Annotated in this window: 22 protein-coding genes and 2 tRNA genes; 8 read left to right on the forward strand and 16 right to left on the reverse strand. The window is 65.2% G+C overall.

Annotated elements, in window-relative coordinates; all coding sequences use genetic code 11:
- Window positions 1-32 precede the first annotated feature (32 nt).
- The 4 genes from RBH22_RS00210 to RBH22_RS00225 all read right to left on the reverse strand — a co-directional run bounded on the left by RBH22_RS00210 (window position 33) and on the right by RBH22_RS00225 (window position 3,106).
- Entirely contained in the window at window positions 33-839 is an 807-nt protein-coding gene (locus RBH22_RS00210) for a protein-L-isoaspartate O-methyltransferase (RefSeq protein ID WP_306676148.1), read from the reverse strand.
- A gap of 139 nt (window positions 840-978) precedes the next feature.
- Complete coding sequence (locus RBH22_RS00215) at window positions 979-1,188, reverse strand: hypothetical protein (RefSeq protein ID WP_256287803.1); 210 nt, start codon at window positions 1,186-1,188, stop codon at window positions 979-981.
- A 122-nt stretch (window positions 1,189-1,310) separates the two neighbouring features.
- Window positions 1,311-1,970, reverse strand: a complete 660-nt coding sequence (locus RBH22_RS00220) for an HVO_0476 family zinc finger protein (protein ID WP_256287804.1) — start codon at window positions 1,968-1,970, stop codon at window positions 1,311-1,313.
- Window positions 1,971-2,155: 185 nt separating this feature from the next.
- Window positions 2,156-3,106 (reverse strand): aminopeptidase, encoded by a 951-nt coding sequence (locus RBH22_RS00225; protein WP_306676149.1) that lies wholly within the window; start codon window positions 3,104-3,106, stop codon window positions 2,156-2,158.
- Window positions 3,107-3,318: 212 nt separating this feature from the next.
- On the opposite strand from RBH22_RS00225, the gene RBH22_RS00230 reads away from it, so the two are divergent.
- Together RBH22_RS00230 and RBH22_RS00235 are read left to right on the forward strand one after the other, a co-directional pair.
- Window positions 3,319-4,392, forward strand: a complete 1,074-nt coding sequence (locus RBH22_RS00230; RefSeq protein WP_121569196.1) for a type II glyceraldehyde-3-phosphate dehydrogenase — start codon at window positions 3,319-3,321, stop codon at window positions 4,390-4,392.
- 90 nt (window positions 4,393-4,482) lie between these two features.
- Window positions 4,483-5,088 (forward strand): DUF2391 family protein, encoded by a 606-nt coding sequence (locus RBH22_RS00235; protein WP_306676150.1) that lies wholly within the window; start codon window positions 4,483-4,485, stop codon window positions 5,086-5,088.
- 24 nt (window positions 5,089-5,112) lie between these two features.
- Here RBH22_RS00235 and RBH22_RS00240 read toward each other — a convergent pair whose 3' ends face one another.
- The 3 genes from RBH22_RS00240 to gap form a co-directional block, all read right to left on the reverse strand.
- The gene (locus tag RBH22_RS00240; RefSeq protein ID WP_306676151.1) at window positions 5,113-5,613 is read right to left on the reverse strand and encodes a metallophosphoesterase; all 501 of its coding nucleotides are present in this window, start codon (window positions 5,611-5,613) and stop codon (window positions 5,113-5,115) included.
- A gap of 77 nt (window positions 5,614-5,690) precedes the next feature.
- Window positions 5,691-6,914, reverse strand: coding sequence for a phosphoglycerate kinase (locus RBH22_RS00245; protein ID WP_306676152.1), 1,224 nt, complete (start codon window positions 6,912-6,914; stop codon window positions 5,691-5,693).
- Between the two features lie 102 nt (window positions 6,915-7,016).
- On the reverse strand, window positions 7,017-8,063 hold the full coding sequence (gene gap / locus RBH22_RS00250) for a type I glyceraldehyde-3-phosphate dehydrogenase (RefSeq protein ID WP_256287809.1): 1,047 nt from the start codon (window positions 8,061-8,063) through the stop codon (window positions 7,017-7,019).
- Window positions 8,064-8,444: 381 nt separating this feature from the next.
- Between gap and RBH22_RS00255 the strand changes: the two genes are divergently transcribed.
- A complete protein-coding gene (locus tag RBH22_RS00255; protein ID WP_121568935.1) occupies window positions 8,445-8,810 on the forward strand; it encodes an Hsp20/alpha crystallin family protein in 366 nt (121 codons plus the stop codon).
- A 140-nt stretch (window positions 8,811-8,950) separates the two neighbouring features.
- On the opposite strand, the gene RBH22_RS00260 is transcribed toward RBH22_RS00255, so the two are convergent.
- From RBH22_RS00260 to RBH22_RS00285, 6 genes are all read right to left on the reverse strand, one after another.
- On the reverse strand, window positions 8,951-9,811 hold the full coding sequence (locus RBH22_RS00260; RefSeq protein ID WP_306676153.1) for an ATP-grasp domain-containing protein: 861 nt from the start codon (window positions 9,809-9,811) through the stop codon (window positions 8,951-8,953).
- 95 nt (window positions 9,812-9,906) lie between these two features.
- Window positions 9,907-10,437: a 50S ribosomal protein L16 gene (locus tag RBH22_RS00265; protein WP_256546412.1), complete on the reverse strand. Its 531-nt coding sequence runs from the start codon at window positions 10,435-10,437 to the stop codon at window positions 9,907-9,909.
- A gap of 102 nt (window positions 10,438-10,539) precedes the next feature.
- Window positions 10,540-11,358, reverse strand: a complete 819-nt coding sequence (gene nucS, locus RBH22_RS00270) for an endonuclease NucS (protein WP_306676154.1) — start codon at window positions 11,356-11,358, stop codon at window positions 10,540-10,542.
- Window positions 11,359-11,499: 141 nt separating this feature from the next.
- Complete coding sequence (locus tag RBH22_RS00275) at window positions 11,500-11,967, reverse strand: VanZ family protein (protein ID WP_306676155.1); 468 nt, start codon at window positions 11,965-11,967, stop codon at window positions 11,500-11,502.
- A 28-nt stretch (window positions 11,968-11,995) separates the two neighbouring features.
- Window positions 11,996-12,829: an aldo/keto reductase gene (locus RBH22_RS00280; RefSeq protein WP_256546415.1), complete on the reverse strand. Its 834-nt coding sequence runs from the start codon at window positions 12,827-12,829 to the stop codon at window positions 11,996-11,998.
- Between the two features lie 218 nt (window positions 12,830-13,047).
- Entirely contained in the window at window positions 13,048-13,242 is a 195-nt protein-coding gene (locus RBH22_RS00285; protein WP_121568930.1) for a cold-shock protein, read from the reverse strand.
- A gap of 503 nt (window positions 13,243-13,745) precedes the next feature.
- Between RBH22_RS00285 and RBH22_RS00290 the strand changes: the two genes are divergently transcribed.
- Window positions 13,746-14,663, forward strand: coding sequence for a hypothetical protein (locus RBH22_RS00290; RefSeq protein WP_256287815.1), 918 nt, complete (start codon window positions 13,746-13,748; stop codon window positions 14,661-14,663).
- Between the two features lie 22 nt (window positions 14,664-14,685).
- Here RBH22_RS00290 and RBH22_RS00295 read toward each other — a convergent pair whose 3' ends face one another.
- Window positions 14,686-14,847 (reverse strand): hypothetical protein, encoded by a 162-nt coding sequence (locus RBH22_RS00295; RefSeq protein ID WP_256287816.1) that lies wholly within the window; start codon window positions 14,845-14,847, stop codon window positions 14,686-14,688.
- A 94-nt stretch (window positions 14,848-14,941) separates the two neighbouring features.
- Here RBH22_RS00295 and RBH22_RS00300 point away from each other — a divergent pair, with 94 nt between their 5' ends.
- Window positions 14,942-15,367, forward strand: coding sequence for a universal stress protein (locus RBH22_RS00300; RefSeq protein ID WP_306676156.1), 426 nt, complete (start codon window positions 14,942-14,944; stop codon window positions 15,365-15,367).
- Window positions 15,368-15,689: 322 nt separating this feature from the next.
- On the opposite strand, the gene RBH22_RS00305 is transcribed toward RBH22_RS00300, so the two are convergent.
- Window positions 15,690-15,763 (reverse strand) — tRNA-Phe (locus RBH22_RS00305).
- A 393-nt stretch (window positions 15,764-16,156) separates the two neighbouring features.
- Window positions 16,157-16,230 (reverse strand) — tRNA-Val (locus RBH22_RS00310).
- Between the two features lie 92 nt (window positions 16,231-16,322).
- On the opposite strand from RBH22_RS00310, the gene RBH22_RS00315 reads away from it, so the two are divergent.
- From RBH22_RS00315 to RBH22_RS00325, 3 genes are all read left to right on the forward strand, one after another.
- Entirely contained in the window at window positions 16,323-16,844 is a 522-nt protein-coding gene (locus RBH22_RS00315) for a DUF192 domain-containing protein (protein ID WP_306676157.1), read from the forward strand.
- A gap of 67 nt (window positions 16,845-16,911) precedes the next feature.
- Entirely contained in the window at window positions 16,912-17,181 is a 270-nt protein-coding gene (locus tag RBH22_RS00320; protein ID WP_256546419.1) for a hypothetical protein, read from the forward strand.
- A gap of 60 nt (window positions 17,182-17,241) precedes the next feature.
- Window positions 17,242-19,185: an ABC transporter ATP-binding protein gene (locus RBH22_RS00325; RefSeq protein WP_306676158.1), complete on the forward strand. Its 1,944-nt coding sequence runs from the start codon at window positions 17,242-17,244 to the stop codon at window positions 19,183-19,185.
- The last annotated feature ends 11 nt before the right edge of the window (window positions 19,186-19,196 follow it).

Below are 19,196 nucleotides of genomic sequence, written 5' to 3' on the forward strand. Positions count from 1 at the left end.
AGCGACCCGGACCGGCTCGACCGACGCCGACGCTATCGATGACGACGCAACTGCTCGTCCCAGTCGATCCAGTCCTGTTCCCAGCCGGTCTTCGCGAAGTAGCCGTCCGCGCTCGCCCGTTCGGCGTCCTCTCTCATCGTCCGATTCCGTGCCGGGGCGCTGCCCTGTTCCCCGTCGACGAGTAGCGGCTTGAACGCTACCGGCCCGTGGCGCTCGATCACGTCGCCCGAGGCGTCCACGGCGGCGAGCGTCTGCTCGGGACCGCCGAGCGGGAGGACGAGCCGTCCGTCGGGAGCGAGCTGGTCGACGAGTCGCTTCGGCGGGTCGATCGCGGCCGCCTCGACCAGAATCCGGTCGAAGGGAGCGTACTCGGGGAGGCCGTTGGCTCCGTCGCGGGCGTCGACGAGGACGCCGCCGTAGCCCGCCGAATCGAGGTTCGAGCGCGCGGCGTAGACGAGCCGTCGGTCGATGTCGACGGCGTGGACGCGCGTCTCGTCGAGGACCTCCGCGAGCAAGGCCGCGGTGTAGCCGACGCCCGCGCCGACGACGAGGACGTCGCCAGTTCGGTCGCGTCCGCCCTCGGTCTCCCGACGTGTCCCTGCTGTGGGCTCAGCCGCGGCTGCGCTCTCTGGAGCGTCGACGTCGAGCGCCGTCAGGAGCCGCGCGACGATCTCCGGTGAGAGTGTGCCGGCCGCGTCGCCGCTTCGATCGTCGTACGGTGCGTCGTCGACAAACTCCTGACGGGGCACCGTCCGCATCGCGAGGGAGACGGCCGCATCGACCGTCAGCCGCTCTTCGAGGCCGTCGACCATATCCCCGCGCAGTTCCCCGGGATCCATACGTCGCTCTCGGAGGTGCGCACTAATCAACTGCACGCTCCGCCCGCCGCGGCGCAGTCGCTCGACGAGGGATGGCGCGTGCGTCCGTCGCCCCCGGATACACGCTACCGCTGTTTCCAGCGGGCCGAATCGTTTCCTCTCACGGGCCGAGCAGCCGCTCGACGGCGCTCGTGAGGTCGACGACGGCGAGGCTCATCCCCGTGACGACCACGAGCGCGACAGCGGCCAGGTAACCGAGGAAGCCGACGGTCGCGAACGTCCACTCCGGGAAGAGCACTCCCCCGAAGACGATCGGCACGGCGGCTGTACCCGCGACTACGAGGAGGGCGTGGGCGGCAATTCGTGTCACTTCGGAATTGTGTTTTTTCCGATGATAACGTAAGCGTATCGGTGACTCAAATCTGCATCGTTCAAAACAGGAATACGGGCGGCCATCTGCCACCGTGAGTACCCGAAAACGTCGCTGTGTCGCTACCAGGCCGACCAGGCGGACGTCGTCTTGTCGGTGCCGTAGAGCCGCTTGACGTCTTTCGCGTAGACCATATCGCCCTCGTGGTCGAGTTTTCCGTGGCGGTACTCGGGGGCGTCCTGACGAACCTGAATCGCCTTCACGTCGAACTCCTCGTCGCCGAAGGATTCGGTCTCGCCGACGACGAACTCGTGGTCGCCCGGAAGCTGTAACTCGAAACTTCGGGTCGACTCGCGGTCGCCGGTCCCCTCTTTGGGGTTGACGGTCACTTTGACGGTGACGTTGTCGACCGCGCGGGTCCAGATGGTGTCGACGTCCTCGATCGTCGCCTCCTCGGTGCGCTGTTCGGGGCCGACCTCGATGCCGGTGATCCGAACGAGCATAATGGCCTCCTCGCTGTCGACGATGAACTCCTCGCCGACGGCGATGGTCTCTTCGGGCGGCGCGTCGACGCTCGTCGAGAACGACTCGCCGTCCTGGGAGACGACGACGTCGCGCTCGATTTCGGTCTCCGTCTCGATGCGGACCTTGTGGACGTGACCGCACTCCGTGCAGCGGACGGTGTGGTGACCGCTGCCTTCTTTCAGTACCTCGTGGACCGTCGGTTCAGCGGGCGAACAGGAGGGACATTCGACCGCGATGCGGTCCTGTGGCGTGCTCATACGGCTCCGTAACCCGTCTGGCCGTAAAAGTCCGCCCTTCCGCGGGGCAGCGTGCGAGTCGCTGGCTCACGAGGGTTTCGTGCTGCGTTGGTGCCCTCCTCGCCGTCTGTCGAGGCACCCCACCTGCCCTCCGTTCTCGCGGCTTACTGCTCGACGTTCGGGAGGTCGACGACGTCCCCGCTCGCTCACCGAGGAAGCTCCACTTCCTCGCCGTCCGCCCACACGGTCGGCTCTCGCACGATCCCGTCGAGATGCAGCGGTGCGTCCGTGTCGCCGCCAATTCCGGCGTCGTCGCCGATCGCGATGTGGATCGTCCCGGCCGCCTTCTCGTCGAGGAGGACGGAGCCGACGAGGTCGGTCACCCCGACGTTGGTCCCGATGCCGAGTTCCGCGAGGTTGTACGCGTCGCGGCCGACCTCCTCGGCGGCTTCCTCGACCTGCGATCGGATCTCGTCGTCCGAAATCTCGGTGACGTAGCCGTCTTCGACCTCGAACCGGAGTTCCTGCCCGTCGTCGAGGAGGCCGTGCGGTCGCATCGTCCCGTCGACGACGTAGGTGCCGTCGGCGTTCGTCGGCGAGACGAACACTTCGCCAGCGGGGAGATTCGAGAAGCCGCCGGCGTCGTGGACGATACCCGTGTCGGTGTTCCACTCCCTGTCGCCAGTCTCGAAGGTGATGTCCGTGCCCGCCGGCGCAGTCACGCGAATCTCGTCTGCGTCTGCGACCTGCGCGAGCACGTCGCGGCAGTGCTGGGCGATGGTCTCGTAGTCGGCGTCGAGACCCGTGACGAACACGTCTTCGGTGATTCCGGGGAGGGTCGCGCCGCGCGCGCCGGCCTCGCAGGCGTCGCCGCGAGCGCGCGTGTGGCTGATGCTTTTCGTCGTCGGTGCGAGGAAGACGTCGGCCGCAGCCATCGCGGCGGCCACCGTCGCGGGCGGTTCCTCGCCGTGTTGGTCGCCCGGCGGATACTGGAGGATCGTCGTATCCTCCGAGACCGCGCACGCGGCTTCATACAGCGCTTCGCCGATCGGCCGGCGTTTGTCGTCGGTGACGACGACGCACGATTCGGACGCTTCGAGGGCCATACACTGCTCGACTGCCGTCCTCGCGGCAGTCACGAGTCCGTTGTTCGACATACTACTCGGTGAGACCCCCGCGGAGTTAGGCGTTCGCATCGGGTCAATCCGGGGGCTAGCCCCGCAGACGAAGACGCGTGTGAACGCGTTTCAGGACCTGGCGCGTTCGTTACTCGCCTTCGGGAAAATCGCCCGCGTTACTCGCCGCGGAGTTAATTTCTGATCGTTATGCTCCGAAATAACTATGCGTGTGCTCTCCGGATTCTCGAATGATGATACGAGTGGGTGTCAACGGTTACGGAACGATCGGTAAGCGCGTCGCCGACGCCGTCGCGGCCCAGCCAGATATGGAAGTCGCCGGCGTCGCCAAGACGCAGCCCAACTTCGAGGCCCACACCGCCGTCGAGCGCGGCTACCCGATGTACGCCGCCATCCCCGAGCGCGCCCCGCTCTTCGGGGACGCCGGCATCGAGACCGCGGGCATCGTCGACGAGTTGGTCGCCGACGCCGACGTGATGGTCGACGCCACGCCGTCGGGCATCGGCGCCGAGAACAAGTCGCTGTACGCTTCCTACGACACGCCGGCGATCTTCCAGGGCGGCGAGGACGCGGACGTCGCCGACGTGAGCTTCAACGCCCGGTCGAACTACGACGACGCCCGCGGCGCCGACTCCGTCCGCGTCGTCTCCTGTAACACGACCGGGATCTCGCGGCTCGTCGCACCGCTGGAGGAGGCCTACGGCGTCGAGAAGGTTCGCGCGACGCTCGTTCGCCGTGGCGGCGACCCAGGCCAGAACTCCCGCGGTCCGATCAACGACATTCTTCCGGACCCGATCGGCATCCCGTCGCACCACGGCCCCGACGTCAAGACGATCTTCCCCGATCTCGAAATCGACACGATGGGGCTGAAGGTCCCGGCGACGCTGATGCACGTTCACGCGCTCAACGTCACGCTCGAATCGGACGTCACGGCCGCACACGTCCGCCAACTGCTAGAGGGCGAATCCCGCGTCTACGTCATTCCGGAGGGCCTCGGTCTCGACGGGGCTGGAAAGCTCAAGGACTTCGCGCTCGACGCCGGCCGACCCCGCGGCGACCTCTGGGAGAACTGCCTGTGGGGTGAGTCGATCGCGACCGAGGGTCGTGACCTCTATCTCTTCCAGGCGATCCACCAAGAGTCCGACGTCGTCCCCGAGAACGTCGACGCGATCCGTGCCGTGACCGAGTCCGCGGACGCCGACGAGAGCATCGAGCGCACGAATCGGACGCTCGGCGTCGGTCTATCGGGTGATCCCGCGGGTTTTAGCGAGTCCGGCCAGGTCGAAGCCGAGGCCGCCGACGACTGATCGACGACACGCCGCCGACCCGCTCGACGGGCCGCACCGACGACCGTTCCGCCGCCCACGTTTATCCGTTCTCACCGAGTGGTCGCGTCCGTGACCGACGACGCCCACACAACCGACTCAGCGGCCGCCGACGCCGGTTCAGACGCGCCGCCGGACGACGAGATGGACCGCCTCCTCGCAGAGTTCGACGCGCTCGAAGCGACCGTCGACTCTCCGGCGGAGCGAGAACGCGTCCGAACTGCCCGCCGCGCCGCCGTGTCGGCCGCACGGAACGCTGGCGTCTTCGGGCGGGTCGTCCGCGGGTTCGACCGCGGCGACCTCGCGGAGGCGTTTCTGGGCTGTGTCCTGTTCGGTATTCCGATGTTCGTCGAGGGTGGCACGAACGAAGTGGGCCGATTCCTCGCCGCGTATCCGCCCTTGCTCGTTGGAACGCTTCTCGGCGGAGTCGGACTCGTCATCGGTATCCTCTACGTCGCCGACATTCAGGACGTCCGCGTGCAGGAACCGCTCTTCGGAGTCCTCCCCCGGCGACTCGTGGGCGTCCTCGGCGTCTCGTTTCTCACCGCGGCGGTCGTGATGACCGGGTGGGGACGCGTCGAGTGGGGAACGCCGCTCTTGGCGCTCGCGGACGTCGCCGTCGCGTTCGTACCGATGAGCATCGGCGCAGCGCTCGGCGACATCCTCCCGGCGACGTGACTGCGTCGGGACCGACGAAAATCGCTACTCCTCCGGTAGAATCTCGTGGAACGTCACCTCGCGCGTCTCGGTATCGAGCGTCGCGACGTGATAGACGTCGTCCGCATCGGGGAACGGCAGTCCGCCCGGATTGACGTGAACCGTGCCATCGCGTTCCTCGTGCGTCCGTTCGTGGGTGTGCCCGCGGACGACGTAGTCGTAGTCGCCGCACGCGAGGAGCGCGTCCACGAGCCGTTCGCTCGTGCCGTGATAGACGGCGAGGTCGACGCCGTCGAACGTCAGCGCGGCGCTCTCGCCGTGGTACGTCCCGAACGCTTCGATCGTCTCCGCGAGCGCCCACTCGCCGTCGTTGTTGCCGCGGACGGCGTGGAAGGCGAAGTCGGCGTCGAAGACGGCGGCGGTGAACGGCGCGACGACGTCGCCGCAGTGGATCACGGCGTCGACGCCCTCGCTCTCGAACGTTTCGACGGCGGCGCGTGCCAGATCGAGGTTGTCGTGGGTATCAGAACAGAGTCCGACGCGCATCGGTATCCGATTCGACGCACGCCTGCTTCAGCGCTTCGACGGGGGCGTCGCTAGCGATTCGATCCTCGCTCGCGACGTTACTGCTCTTTCAGCGCCTCGACGCCCGCAAGCGGCTGGCCGGTCAGCGCGCGGATGTACGCGCCGCCGGCGATCGAGACGTGGTCGAAGTCGGCTTCGTCCATCCCGTACATCCCGATCGCGCGGGAGGTGTCGCCGCCGCCGACGACGGAGAAACAGTCGGTCTCGGCGATAGCTTCGAGTACGGTCACAGTGCCGACCGAGAAGCGCTCGTCCTCGAAGACGCCCAGTGCGCCCTTCACGAAGACGGCCTCGGAGTCGCGGACGACATCCGCGTACCCCTCGGCGGTGTCGGTGCCGACGTCGAGGAACGAGACGTCTTTCTCCTCGATCTCGTCGACGTCGACCTCCGCCCGCTCGCCCTCGGCCTCGTAGGCCAGGTCGGTCGCCAGCGTGATCTGCTCGCCGCGCTCTGCGAGCATCTCCTCGACGAGCTCGTGGTTCTGCTCCCACTGGGTGTCGTAGAGGTCCTGTTCGGGATCCAGATCGAAGCCGACCGGGTGGCCCGCGGCGCGGAGGAACAGCTCGCCCGCGATGCCGCCGAGCAGGAAGTCGTCGACCTTGTCGCCGAGATTGTTCATCACGTCGATGACGTCCGTCGCCTTCGTGCCGCCGACGGCCATCGTCACCTGCCCGTCGAACTCCTTTTCGGCGATGGCGGTGTTGGCCTCGTACTCGGTCTGCATCACGCGCCCGGCGTAGGCGGGCAGGACCTGCGGGAAGCCGACGAGCGAGGCGTGCGAGCGGTGCGCCGCCGAGTACGCGTCGTTCACGTACGCGTCGAAGTGCAGCGCGAGCGACTGGACGAACTCGGTCTCGGCTTTGACCTCGGGGTCCTCCTCAGGGAGTTCGTCGTCGCACATCCGCGTGTTCTCTAAGAGGAGAATCTCGCCGGGTTCGAGCGCCTCGATAGCGTCGATAGCATCGTCGCCGTAGGTGTCGGCGACGAAGCCGACGTCGCGGCCGACGTGCGAGGCGAGGATGTCGGCGTGCCCGGCCAGCGAAACGAAGTCGTCGCGGCCGGGTCGCCCCTGGTGCGCCAGCAGAACGACGCGGTGGCCCGCGTCCGCGAGCTCTCGCACCGTCTCGGCGTGGCGCTCGAAGCGGCGGTTGTCCTGCGGCTCGCCGTCTTCGATGGGAGAGTTCAGATCGAGGCGGACGAGCACGCGCTGGTCGGATTCGAGGTCGTCGAGCGTTTTGAACGTGGCTGTGGGGGTGGACATCGCTCTCTGTCCCGTGTGCTCGGAATGGTGTTACTTAGTCGTGTTCGGATGCGAGTCCGGTGTGTGGTCTGTTACCACGACAGTAGAAAAACCGTCTGCCGATCAGCCGTGCGTGACGTAGTGGGCCACGTCGAGCATCCGGTTGGAGAAGCCGTACTCGTTGTCGTACCACGTCAGGATCTTGTAGAGGCCGCCGCCGTTGACCTGGTTCGTCGACTGGAGGTCGACCGTCGAGGAAAAGGGCAGACCCTGGATGTCCGAGGAGACGACCTCGTCGTCGGTGTATCCAAGGACGCCCGCCAGCGGCCCGGAGTCGGCGGCGTCGCGGAAGGCGTCGTTGAGCTCCTCGACGGAGGGCGTCGCCTCGAGGGAGACGACCAGTTCGGTGATCGAGCCGTTCGGGACCGGCACGCGGATCGCCATCCCGTCGAGTTTGCCTTCGAGTTGGGGCAGAATCTCGGTCGTCGCCTGCGCCGCCCCGGTCGAGGTGGGGACGATGTTCTCGGCGGCGGCGCGGCCGCGGCGCGTCTTCGACATCGGGCCGTCGACGAGGTTCTGGCTGCCGGTGTAGGCGTGGACGGTCGTCAGGAGACCGCTCTCGATGCCGAACTCCTCGTCGAGCACTTTCGCGACGGGGCTGACGGAGTTCGTCGTACAGGAGGCGTTCGAGACGACGTCCTCGCCGTCGTACTCGTGGTGGTTGACACCGTACACGAGTTGCTTGACCGGCTTGTCGCCCTTCGGCGGCGCGGAGATGATGACTTTGTCCGCGCCGGCCTCCAGATGCGCGGCGGCGTCGTCCTTCGTGCGGAAGATGCCGGTACACTCCAGTGTGACGTCGACGTCGAGTTCACCCCACGGCAGTTCGGTCGGATTCTGGACGTTGTACAGCGGGACCGACGTGTCGCCGACGACGAGCGAGTCGCCGTCGAGCGCGACGTCGTCGAGGCGGCCCATCACCGTGTCGTACTTCGCGAGATACGCCATATCCTCGAAGTCCATCACGTCGTTGATGCCGACGAGTTCGACTCGCGGGTCGTCTCGGACGGCCCGGAGTACGTTGCGACCGATCCGACCGAAGCCGTTCAGCGCGACTCGAACGGCGTCGCCGTCGTCCACGTCTGCGTCCATATCCGATTGTTCACTCATATCCGAGTTTACTATTCCATCCTACTTGAATCCCGGTGTCATCGAGTTTGCGGCTAAGACGGGCACCAGAACGGGTCTCGGCGTCTCGCACGACCGTCTCGTGACTCGGTATTACTGGAGAACCGCCAGTGGCTTCGGCGTCGGCAGTCGCTGAGGATCAAAAAGATCAGAAATTTAATACTCTATCTCCCCGGGTACAGGTACTGCCACCGTCTTCCCGTGCCGCTCTCGATACGCTCGCCGTTCTCGACATTCTCTCATCCGTGTCTCACTTTTGGCTGGACCGCTTCGGAAAACCGCTGCACGGCCCGCCTAGACTCTGTCGTCCGGCCGATCCCGCCGGGGGGAGAAGGCTTTTCATCGAAACCGACCTAGCAGGGGGTGATGAGAGACGACCGCGACGACCCGTTCGACGACTTCTTCGAGGGGATCGAACGGATGATGGACGAAATGACCGGCAACGATGCCACCGGGTTCGCTTCCGAGACCCACGTCGACATCTACGACGAGGGCGAGGAGCTTCGACTCGTCGCCGACCTCCCGGGCGTCACGAAGGACGCCATCGAACTGAAGTGCGACGGCGAAGTGCTCACGATCTCCGCTGCCGGCGACCGTCGCGAGTACGACGAACGCATCCGCCTGCCGACTCGCGTCGACGAACACAGCGCGAGCGCGTCGTTCAACAACGGTATCCTCCAGGTCACGCTGCAGAAGGTCGACGACTCGGCCTCGATCGACCTCGACTGAGGGCGCTTTCGCCACGCCGCTGTAACGCCGCTCGGCCGCACCCCCACTGGACTCTTTCGGAACCACTTACGCGAGCGACGCGACCGCTCCCGCTCCTGCTCCTGATTTCGCAGGTACGTCCTCGACTCGGCCCGAGCCGATCACTCGCTCGCTGTCCGCCGAATCAGCGCCGCGAGTCGGTCCCAGAAGCCGTCCGCGTACTTTTCGTCGTCGATGGTCGGCCGCGCGTTCGTCTCCGAGACGACCGCCCGGCCGTCCGAGACCAGCACGTCGACGCCGAGGTAGTCGATGTCGAGTTCGGCGGCGGCGTCGGCGGCGAGCGTTCGGAGGTCGTCAGGAACGTCGGCCGCTGTCGCCGTCGCCCCGCGGTGGACGTTGTGCTTCCAGCGCCCCGCCTCGCGCGCGTCGTCCGAAAGTTGGCGTTCGACGCCCCCGACGACGGTCCCGTCGACGACCATTATGCGGTAATCGCGCGCGTTCGGCAGGTACTCCTGCAGGAGATAGGACTGATCGCCCGTCGCGCGGTAGTCGTGGACGAGGTTCAGGTAGTCGACGACGCCCAAAAGGGAGTCGAGATCGGTGGCTTTCGCGACGCCGACGCCCCGGGTCGCGGAGTTCGGCTTGACGACGATGGGAAAGTCGAGGTCGGCGACGGCCGCGGCGACGTCCTCGTCGCTGACGGGGTTCGAGACGAGGCGCGTCTCCGGGACGGGCACGCCAGCCCGGGAGAGCGCGGCGATCACGCCCGCTTTGTTCCGCGAGGTGACGACCGCGTCCCGGTCGTTCACCCACGGAATCGCGTGGCGCCCGTCCACGACGCCGCCCTCCATCAGCCGACTGGGATACACGAACCCGACGTCGAAGTGACGGGTCGGGGGCGCCGTGAGATCGACGACCCGCTCTTTCGCCTGCAGGTGCTCGACGGCGATGTCGCGGGCGGCGAGCGGGTCGCACATCCGCTCGAACGTCTCCGAGGACGTCGTCACGGCGAGTCGAAGCATCGACTACTGCGTGGAAGCGACAGCGCAAAAAGCGGCCGGTTCGCGGTGCGAAGTCGTCGCGGCGTGGCGTTCGGGTACCGGCGTGCCCGGCGGCTCTAGGAGACCAGGAGCTTCTCGCCCTTCTCGACTTCGACGCGGCACGGCGGCGACATCTTGTTGTACGCGCGGCGGAGCGCGTCCTTCGCAACCTCGGCGTCCTCGGGGTTGCAGTAGATGGTGAAGACGCGCTCGTTGCGCTGGATGCGCGCGGCGGTGCCGACGGGCTTGCCGAAGGCCTGACGCATCCCGTCGGAGACACGGTCCGCACCCGCCCCGGTCGCCTGCTTGTTCTCACGCAGGACCTGGTGGGGGAACTTCCGGAGGACCATCTTGTAGTTCTCCTGTCCGACCTCTTTGAGCATCACGCGGTTCGCCGACAGGCGCGCGGATTCGAGCGAGCCGTGGCGAATCTGACACTCCTCTTCGATGCGGAGGCTGATCTGGATCGGGTAGTCCTCGGGACCGGTCTGGAGGTTACCCATATTGTGCTGTGCGATCTTCGAGCCGGGAATGCCCGTGATGTACTCTCGCCGCGTGTAGGACGGCTTCGACAGTTCCCGGTACATGGAGGCGGGTTTGTCGGACATAGTTACTTGTGCGGAACGACGCCCAGACGACCTAAAAGCGCTTCGAACTGTTCGCCGCCGATCCCGCAGTCACTGGGTCTGCACGCGGGGACTCCTTGGCCCCTACGCGCCGTCGACGACGCCGCTCTCGCTGTCGTCGCTCTCGCTGTCGTCGCCCCCACTGCCGTCGCTCCGATTGTTATCACTCCCACTGCCGTCGCCATCTTCTCCGACCGGGTCCAGCGCGACGAACTCCAGGCCCCGCTCTTCGAGCAGTGCGGCCGCCCGGTCGGTCACGGAGGGGGCAACCAGGATGCCGCGTACGTCTTCGCCGGGGAACTCCTCGTCGAGTGCGTCTACGTATCGCTGCAGTTGGCTCGCTGCTGAGGGACCGACGCGCCGCCGTTTCAACTCCACGACGACCGGCCGGTCGTCGGCGTCGGCACCGAAGACGTCCACCGGCCCCGCTGTCGTCTCGCGCTCGGTGGCGACCGGAACGAATCCCGGTTCGATCAACGCGGGATCGTCGAGAATCCGCTGTCGGAGGTCCTCTTCGCTCCCGGTCAACGTCAGATCGCTCCGATCGGTCACTTCGTACGCCGAGACCTGTTCGATCCGCTCGAAATCGACGTCGAGGCGCTCTTCGGGAGCGGAGCGTTCGCTCCGGATTCTGAGCCGGCCCTCACGGACGCTCACCCGATGAGTACAGCCCGGCGGTTGCCAGTTCACCGGCTTGCGGTTCTCGTCGGTGTGCACGAGGATCGTCCCGTCGGGCTTGCAGATAATGAGTCGATCGCCGGGGCCGAGGCTGGACGACGCTCGCCCGTCGTACTCGACGGTACATCGGCCGAACACGGTCACCAGCCGCCCGTCGCCGAACGCCGTCTCTAAGAGTCCGAGCGCGTCGCGGTGCGTCGGGCGGTGCAGCGTCGTGACCGACATCTCCATCCCGTTTCGGCTCTGTGAATAAAAACCGCGCGTCCCCGCTGTCACCGACCCCGGCGCGCGCCATCTCGCGCGGTCCTGATACTGTCGGACAGAACGATGTGAAAATTATCGGCACCCTGTGGGTGCCAAAATGATTCACGAGCTTCTGTCCGATAGTATGACCGTCCGGACGGTCGCACGCGTCGTGACGCCCGTTACTGCGCCGACGACGTTCACGACGGCGTCAGCCGTACTCCCCGCCCGCGCAGCCACCGGGATCTGCAGGACCTCAACACCAAAGCCGACAGCCGCTGCGACGCCGACCGCGACGAGTGCGGTGCGGACAGCGTTCGAGTCGGCCGAGCCGGAGTCGAACCACACCCCCACGAGCCACGCGAGGACACCGTAGGCGACGAGGTGTGCGACGGTGTAGACGTCCATCCCGACTGCCGCCGCGGTCCCGGTGCTCTGCGCCGGGGCCCCGCCGGCGGCCGGGCCGAGTATCGCTGTCGGGTCGACGACCGACGCGAGCACGACGATGAGTGTCCACGCGGCAGCGACGCTCCCCGCTCTGCGTCGGGATCGAGAGGGGTGCTCGCGTCCGCGGTCGTCGGCGTCGGTCATCGATTCGGGGTGCGTCCGCGAGCAGCCATCAGCGGAGTTCGCTCAGCATCCCATCGAGCATCGCCTTCCCGGATCTGAGCAGCGACGACTTGGTGAGCTCTTCGACCTCCGAGCGGGTGAGTTTGAAGTCGAAGAGTTCGAGGTTCTCGCGGAGGTGGGCTTCGCCGGAGGCTTTCGGAATCACGACGACGTCGCGGTGCTGGATGGCCCACCGGAGAACGATCTGGGCGGGCGTCTTGTCGTACGCTTCGGCGAGTCGCTGGACGTCGTCGTCTTCGAGTGCAGTGCCGCGGGCGAGCGGGCTGTAACCGGTGAGGAACATCTCTTCTCGCTGGCAGTAGCCGAGCATTCGCCGCTGGGGCTTGTAAGGGTGAAACTGGACCTGATTCGTTACGATCGGCGTCTCCGCAGCCTCGCGTGCGCGCTCCAAGAAGACCTTCGGGAAGTTACTGACGCCGATGTTGTAGACGAGCCCTTGCTCGACGAGCCGATCCATCGCACGCATCGTCTCGCCCACCGAGACGAGCGGATTCGGCCAGTGCAACAACAGCAGATCGACGTAGGGCGTGTCCAGTCGTTCCAGGCTCTCTTTCGTCGATCGGATTACGTCGTCGTAGCCGGCGTTTCGCGGCGAGACCTTCGTGGTCAGAAACAGGTCCTCGCGATCGACGTCGGCGTCGGCGATCGCGCGGCCCACCTCCGTCTCGTTGTCGTACAACTGCGCGGTGTCGATGTGCCGGTAGCCCACGTCGAGCGCGGTCGACACCGTCTCGTAGCACTCCTCGCCCGTGAGCTGCCACGTCCCGAGTCCCACCTTCGGGACGCGCGCGCCGTACGCCTCGACGTACTCCATCTCGACCATACGCCTGCTTTGACCGCCGTCGCCGAGAACGTGTCGGCTATTGTTGGGGTCGGAACCGATCGGCTCCCGATCTCATCGTGGGCTCGGAGACGGCGTCGCAACTCTGGGATCGCGGTGCCGAAAGAAGGATTTTTCAGAGAACTGCCGCAACCGAACCGGAATCAGCTGCCCGCTCGACCGCCAGCCTCCGTCCGCTACGTATGTGGTACGTCGACTTCTTACAGACGCTCGACGTTCTTCGCGCGCGGGCCCTTGTCGGCCTGCTCGATCTCGAACTCGAGTTCCTGACCCTCTTCGAGGTCCGGGCCGCCGATGTCTTCCATGTGGAAGAAGACGTCCTCGTCCGCGTCCTCGGTGGAAATGAAGCCGTAACCGCCTGTGTCGTTGAAGAAGTCGACAGTGCCGTTTGCCATTGCGACCGTACCGAATCCCCGCCGATGTATAACTGTTGTGCGACTCGTGGTACCACGCCGTGTGACCGAGAGCCTCCAGAACTGGACTCGCGGCCGCCCGGTGTTGCTGGCTCTCGTCTCTGTCTATAGTAGCATTTGCACGTCTTCACGCACCCGATCGCCCGACAGCGTGTGATCGGGTGCGCAATCATAGGGATTATCGTACGTCTCCATAGATTTCTCGCCGGACGGTACGGCGAGAATCTCCGAATAGTTACGATAATCGCTATCAGTCGCAAATGCTACTATAGTGGTCCGTCGTCCTCGCCCACCGGACAAGTCCGGAAAAATCGCAGCCCTCAGCACGTGTGATAATGATTACTCTCGTCTCTTACCGCCGACCATCGCCACCGGGAGTGGCGCTCGGCGGTACACAGTGAGAGTAATCACTATGAGTCCTCGGAGCACCGACGTCCGATGTCGGGATCGATGACTGTTAAGTAGTGTCGTTTGGAGGGTACGATATGGTCGATCCGATCTCGGCGACGCTCGGAGCGTTGACGCTTGGTGTCAACGCCGCGAGTGCCTACCACCAGCGAAAGTCCATCGTGCCAGACGGGGGCGTCGACGAAATCGGCGGGGTCAAGGAGTTCTGGAGCGCCCATCGCCGAGACACGCTCGACACTGGGTCGTACGTCACAGTCGAGGGGACGCTGTCTCTGTACGCCCCGATGATTTTCGGGGATCCACGACTCATCAAGCAGCGACACTTCGAGTTCAGAGACGCCCTCTCGACAGACGCACCGACCAGTATCGACGCGCTCGTCAGCATCAGTTCCGGGCAACCGGTCGTTCGACTGGAGCCGATGGAGGGCGTCTACTACGCGGGGCTGTACGAGGGGATCGGCCGAAATTCGATCCCCGTCTTCGTCGACGAAGGCCGCTTCGATTCGTGGCGCGCAGAGCGGACGAACGCCCGCAATCAGGTGTGGGACGTCGCGTTGACTGGCCAACTCGACGACCTGCCGACCGAGTGGGACGACTTCTTCTCTATCTTCGGACTCGACCAGGAAGCGCCCGAGTACGCCATCTACGTGCAGGACGACGCCACCTCGAACATCGAACACCGGGGCGAAACGAGCTTTTTCGAGGCCGACGTGTGGGCCGCCTACGAACACGGCGGCGATCGTGGGTGGATGACGCGGTGCCCCGACTTTGCCGACCGGACCGAGGTGAGGCAGGCGATCGACGCGATCATCGACAATCTCGAAGCAGTCGAGGGAACGGTCGAACTGATTTCACAGTACGACCTCGTCGATCGACCACTCGGAACGAGCCCGGGTATCGATCAGACGTCGACGCACGTCCAGGAGATGTCGAACAGACGCGTCCGCGAGGACTACATCGACGAGGTATCCGCGCTCATCGACAGCTACACCTAGTCGTTCTCGGCTCTCCAGCCGGCTACCCGTAGGTCCGTTCGTCGAGGTCCTCTTCGATGTCGTACGCTTCGAGCAACTGATCACAGTAGTCGCGAATCGCCGCTATCGTCTCGGGTTCGTGTTGGTCTAACAGTTCCTCGAGGCTGGCCGGTAGGTCGCTCTCCGCTTCGACGTCGGGTGCCATAGCCGTACGTTAAGTGCGGATACACATAATATCGCGGGCAGCGTCACCGTGTTACACCCCAACAAACTACTATCTAGGCGGAGAAACGCTAGTTATGTACGAGACGATTCTCGCCCCCACCGACGGCAGCGACGGCGCCGAGAACGCCGTCGAACGAGCGATCGAGTTGGCCACCCTGTTCAACGCGGACCTACACCTGCTCTACGTGGCTGATTCCGAGCAGTTCTCTGCGGATAAACCGGAGGCGGAGATCGAAACGATGCTCGACGACCTCGAGGACGAAGGCCAACGAATCGTCGCAGATCTCGAAGACCAGGCGTACGACTCCTCCGTGGATTACGTCGAGACTCACGTCGACCGAGGAACGCCCCACGAAAAGATACTCGAATACGTCGACACCCACGGGATCGAACTGGTCGTCCTCGGCACGCACGGCGAGAGCGGCTACGAAGCGGTCCATCTGGGCCACATCGCCCACGAGGTCGCCCGTCGGCTCGACGAGCCGCTCCTGCTCATCTGATACTGTCGGACAGAACTTGTAAAAATCACCGGCACACCGTGGGTGACAATATGATTCACGAACTTCTGTCCGACAGTATGAACTCCCGAAAGACTCGCTGCGCTCGTCTTCCGACTTCCCGCTCGCTCCGCTCGCGGGAACGGCTCGACCTTCAGTCGAGTGCGGAAGCTGCTCGAATGGAAACCGTGTAGAAACTGGATGCCGCCTCCCGGATTGTGAACCTCGCCGAGATGTGCTCGCTCACTTCGTTCGCCGTGCGCGACTCGTCTGGTTCAAATCGCGGCCGGGAACATTTTCACTGCTCCCTTCGGTCGCAGGAAAATGCCGCCTCCCGGATTTGAACCGGGGACAGCTCGATCTTCAGTCGAGTGCTCTCCCAGTCTGAGCTAAGGCGGCGCGCACTTCGATCGAAGCCGAGTATATAAAAAAGGGTTTCGGATTGTCGCGCCGCCGTCGGTGTCGGCCGATTCGATCGCCCGACTGCACCGTTTCCTGCATCGAACCCACCACCTCTGTAACGGCATTCGGACTCGTCGTCGCTGCCGTCACAAAATCTGATGGGCTCGGGCGGATTCGAACTAATCGAGAGACGGTCGCCTCGCTCCGCTCGACGCTGCGACTCTCTGAGTTCGATTCCTTCCTCGGTTCACGAATTCGTGCTCGCTGTCGCTCGCACAGAATTAGTGGGCTCGGGCGGATTCGAACCTCGGTCGCTCACTGCGTTCGCTCCCTGGTTCAGAATCCACCGCTCGGAACAGACTCGGCCCTCCCTACGCTCGGGCACTCGTATGGGCTCGGGCGGATTCGAACCACCGGCCTCTTCCTTGTAAGGGAAGCGTCATAACCAGCTAGACCACGAGCCCGTAGGCGACACGAGTCTGCACACGTGTATAAGATGAACGGTTTCCAATCCCAACGACGGAATCCTTACGCCAACTCGCTCGAATCGCAGCGTATGGTCGATCGGTCGACGCTCGGTACCGTCGTGCTCGCGCTCGCTGCCCTCCTCGCGCTCGGCATCGTCGCCGTCGCGATGAACCCCGGGCTGCTTCCGACCGGCGAGTACGAGCGGACGACAGTCACTGTCGTCGACGACGCGACCGGCGAGACGCTCGCGTCGGTGAACGTCCGCGTCGCCGACACGGGACAGAAGCGTTACACCGGACTCAGCGACACCAACTCGCTCGGCCCGAACGAGGGGATGCTCTTCGTCCACGACGCCGACGAACAGCACGCCTACGTGATGCGTGAGATGGATTTCCCGCTCGACATCGCCTTCGTCGACGCTAACGGGACGATCACGACCATCCACCACGCCGAACTCCCGCCCGAGGGCACCTCCGGCTCGGACCTGACGCGCTACCGCGGCCGGGGCAAGTACGTGCTGGAAGTGCCGTACAACTACACCACAGAACACGGTATCGAGCCGGGCGATCGGATTCGAGTCGCGGGACGCTGGGGGCCGGCAGACGGGTAGCACTCCCGTCGTCGACGCACCGGCCCGGAACGAAAGGCCGAGGGTGACCGCGCCCGTCGGGGTTCGTATGGACGGCTCGCTCGACGGCCTCGATTCCCTCGACGGCTGGCAGGCCGAAGGCTACGCTGCGCGCGTTCACTACCGCGGCACCGACGACCACTACAGTATCGAGTTCTACGAACCCTCCGAGTGCGTCCTCTACTGGAAGGTGAAGGGCGACGGCGAGACCGCCGTCCCCGTCGGCCGGGAGACGGTTCCCGACCCACTCCGGAGGCGCGTTCGCGAGGACCTCGAAGCGGCAGGGATCGATCCCGACGTCGAACGCCGGTCCCTGTGAGCCTCCTCGAATACCGCTACGATCCAACCCTTTAGTACCGACGAGCCCTGAGACGCGATGATGGACTCCCTCGCGGACGAAGACGATCCCTTCGAGCGCCAGCGCGAGCGCGCGGAGAACCCGATGCGCCGACTCTTCGCCGAGTACGGCCGCGAGAACGCGTTTGCGTTCGCCGTCGGGCTGACGTCCAGCGTCGTCGCGCGAGTGCTCGATCTCCTGCCGCCGATCCTCCTCGCGGTCGCCGTCGACTCCATCTTCTTCGACGAGCGGCCGTTCTCGCTGTGGCTCGTCCCCGACGCGTGGCTGCCGGCGACGTCCGCCGAGCAACTCTATCTCTCTGCGGGGCTGATCGCCGTCGCCTTCTTCGGCGGCGCGGCGTTCCACTGGACGCGCAACTGGGGCTGGAACGCCTTCGCCCAACATATCCAGCACGCGATCCGGACCGACACCTACGACAAGATGCAGCGGCTGAATATGGACTTCTTCGCCGACAAGCAGACCGGCGAGATGATGTCGATCCTCTCGAACGACGTCAATCGCTTAGAGCGCTTCCTCAACGACGGGATGAACTCGGCGTTCCGCCTCGGCGTGATGGTCCTCGGCATCGCGGCGATCCTGCTGTACTGGAACTGGCAACTGGCGGCAATCACGCTGACCGTCGTCCCGCTGATCGGCTACTTCACCTACCGCTTCGTCCAGACGATCCAGCCGCAGTACGCCGACGTGCGCTCGTCGGTCGGGCAACTCAACTCCCGACTTGAGAACAACCTCGGCGGAATCCAGGTCATCAAGTCCGCGAACACGGAGGACTTCGAGTCCGACCGCGTCGACGACGTCTCCCAGGACTACTTCGACGCCAACTGGGGGGCGATCCGCACGCGGATCAAGTTCTTCCCCAGCCTCCGGATTCTCTCGGGCGTCGGCTTCGTCCTCACGTTCCTCCTCGGGGGCGCCTGGGTGCTCACCTACCGTCAGACCGGCAGCGCGCCGCTGTTTTTCACCGGGGAACTCACGCCCGGCGAGTTCGTCGGCTTCATCCTCTTCACCCAGCGCTTCATTTGGCCGATGGCGCAGTTCGGCCAGATCATCAATATGTACCAGCGTGCGTACGCCTCCGCCGCCCGGATCTTTGGCCTGATGGACGAGCCATCCCAGATCGCGGAAGACCCGAACGCCGAGGACCTCGTCGTCGACGAGGGTCGCGTCGTCTACGACGACGTCACCTTCGGTTACGGCGACGAGGAGGCGATCGTCGAAGACATCTCGTTCAGCGTCGACGGCGGCGAGACGCTCGCGTTAGTCGGTCCGACCGGGGCCGGCAAGTCGACCGTGCTCAAACTGCTCCTCCGGATGTACGACGTCGACGAGGGATCGATCTCGATCGACGGGACCGACATCCGCGACGTCACGATCCCGAGCCTCCGGCGCTCGATCGGCTACGTCAGCCAGGAGACGTTCATGTTCTACGGCACCGTCGAAGAGAACATCCGCTATGGGACGTTCGGCGCGACCCACCAAGAGGTCGTCGCAGCCGCGAAGGCCGCCGAAGCGCACGACTTCATCCAGAACCTCCCCGATGGCTACGACACCGAGATCGGCGAGCGCGGCGTGAAGCTCTCGGGCGGCCAGCGCCAGCGGCTCTCGATCGCTCGCGCCGTCCTCCGCGATCCCGAGATACTCGTACTCGACGAGGCGACTTCGGACGTCGATACCGAGACAGAAATGCTCATCCAGCGGTCGCTCGACCGCCTGACCGAGCACCGAACGACGTTCAGCATCGCCCACCGGCTCTCGACGATCAAGGACGCCGACCAGATCGTCGTCCTCGAAGACGGCCGTATCGCCGAACGCGGCGACCACGAGGAGCTGCTGGCGAACGACGACCTCTACGCGCACCTCTGGGGCGTCCAGGCCGGCGAGATCGACGAACTGCCCGAGGAGTTCGTCGAGCGCGCCAGCCGCCGCGCCTCGCGAACGAGCGTCGAAAGTGACGCCGACGACTGAGTCAACCTTTC

Source organism: Halobellus sp. H-GB7, from assembly GCF_030848585.1.
In the GTDB taxonomy this organism is placed as follows: Archaea; Halobacteriota; Halobacteria; order Halobacteriales; family Haloferacaceae; genus Haloquadratum; species Haloquadratum inordinatus.

Bases quoted from the DNA above. Each gene is read 5' to 3' on its own strand.
- RBH22_RS00210 (WP_306676148.1), bottom strand. From the start codon at position 839: ATGGATCCCGGGGAACTGCGCGGGGATATGGTCGACGGCCTCGAAGAG.
- RBH22_RS00220 (WP_256287804.1), bottom strand. From the start codon at position 1,970: ATGAGCACGCCACAGGACCGCATCGCGGTCGAATGTCCCTCCTGTTCG.
- RBH22_RS00225 (WP_306676149.1), bottom strand. From the start codon at position 3,106: ATGTCGAACAACGGACTCGTGACTGCCGCGAGGACGGCAGTCGAGCAG.
- RBH22_RS00230 (WP_121569196.1), top strand. From the start codon at position 3,319: ATGATACGAGTGGGTGTCAACGGTTACGGAACGATCGGTAAGCGCGTC.
- RBH22_RS00240 (WP_306676151.1), bottom strand. From the start codon at position 5,613: ATGCGCGTCGGACTCTGTTCTGATACCCACGACAACCTCGATCTGGCA.
- RBH22_RS00245 (WP_306676152.1), bottom strand. From the start codon at position 6,914: ATGTCCACCCCCACAGCCACGTTCAAAACGCTCGACGACCTCGAATCC.
- gap (WP_256287809.1), bottom strand. From the start codon at position 8,063: ATGAGTGAACAATCGGATATGGACGCAGACGTGGACGACGGCGACGCC.
- RBH22_RS00260 (WP_306676153.1), bottom strand. From the start codon at position 9,811: ATGCTTCGACTCGCCGTGACGACGTCCTCGGAGACGTTCGAGCGGATG.
- RBH22_RS00265 (WP_256546412.1), bottom strand. From the start codon at position 10,437: ATGTCCGACAAACCCGCCTCCATGTACCGGGAACTGTCGAAGCCGTCC.
- nucS (WP_306676154.1), bottom strand. From the start codon at position 11,358: ATGTCGGTCACGACGCTGCACCGCCCGACGCACCGCGACGCGCTCGGA.
- RBH22_RS00275 (WP_306676155.1), bottom strand. From the start codon at position 11,967: ATGACCGACGCCGACGACCGCGGACGCGAGCACCCCTCTCGATCCCGA.
- RBH22_RS00280 (WP_256546415.1), bottom strand. From the start codon at position 12,829: ATGGTCGAGATGGAGTACGTCGAGGCGTACGGCGCGCGCGTCCCGAAG.
- RBH22_RS00285 (WP_121568930.1), bottom strand. From the start codon at position 13,242: ATGGCAAACGGCACTGTCGACTTCTTCAACGACACAGGCGGTTACGGC.
- RBH22_RS00290 (WP_256287815.1), top strand. From the start codon at position 13,746: ATGGTCGATCCGATCTCGGCGACGCTCGGAGCGTTGACGCTTGGTGTC.
- RBH22_RS00295 (WP_256287816.1), bottom strand. From the start codon at position 14,847: ATGGCACCCGACGTCGAAGCGGAGAGCGACCTACCGGCCAGCCTCGAG.
- RBH22_RS00300 (WP_306676156.1), top strand. From the start codon at position 14,942: ATGTACGAGACGATTCTCGCCCCCACCGACGGCAGCGACGGCGCCGAG.
- RBH22_RS00315 (WP_306676157.1), top strand. From the start codon at position 16,323: ATGGTCGATCGGTCGACGCTCGGTACCGTCGTGCTCGCGCTCGCTGCC.
- RBH22_RS00320 (WP_256546419.1), top strand. From the start codon at position 16,912: ATGGACGGCTCGCTCGACGGCCTCGATTCCCTCGACGGCTGGCAGGCC.
- RBH22_RS00325 (WP_306676158.1), top strand. From the start codon at position 17,242: ATGGACTCCCTCGCGGACGAAGACGATCCCTTCGAGCGCCAGCGCGAG.